The sequence below is a fragment of the Bremerella sp. JC817 genome (assembly GCF_040718835.1).
GTDB lineage: Bacteria > Planctomycetota > Planctomycetia > Pirellulales > Pirellulaceae > Bremerella.
This window is the reverse complement of the sequence record NZ_JBFEFG010000027.1, coordinates 1-410: the sequence shown is the minus strand read 5'-3', so window position 1 is coordinate 410 and position 410 is coordinate 1. Positions and strand designations below refer to the sequence as shown.

Below are 410 nucleotides of genomic sequence, written 5' to 3'. Positions count from 1 at the left end.
GTGCGTTGCCGTTCCTCGATCGCGGTGCCAATGGTGCCACTTTGCCCAGGGAATGCTGCTGACCGGAAAACTGTTTGGCATCCAATCGACGCTTGTTCGCCGTTACCTGCCAGAAGCATTAAAAGCTCATTCGTTCGATGGGTCAGTCGTGGTCGAGGCCGAAGGAGACGACAAGATCGCAGCTGCTCTGCGTGAACATCTCACCAAGATCTGCCCTCCAGGTATGAAGATGGAGTTGTCGGCACATCATGGTTCGCCTGGTTTTGTGGTATCGACCTATAGCCCCTAAATCCACAGAAGCTCGTGCAAGCACGTGGACTAGTGGGCTTGGCCGGGCGAAAGAACGGCGTGTAGAGGATGGCCATGCGAGTCACACAGCAGGTGGATCTTCGTGCTAAATCCCCCTCGAC

The 410-nt window shown here is 55.6% G+C and carries 1 protein-coding gene and 1 pseudogene; one reads left to right on the top strand and one right to left on the bottom strand.

The window, feature by feature from the left end; all coding sequences use genetic code 11:
* Positions 1-289, top strand: a 289-nt coding sequence (locus tag AB1L30_RS00125; RefSeq protein ID WP_367011334.1) for a hypothetical protein, incomplete at its 5' end; no start/stop codon positions are given.
* Positions 290-321: 32 nt separating this feature from the next.
* On the opposite strand, the pseudogene AB1L30_RS00120 reads toward AB1L30_RS00125, so the two are convergent.
* A pseudogene (locus tag AB1L30_RS00120) lies at positions 322-410 on the bottom strand (IS5/IS1182 family transposase); the annotation flags it as partial.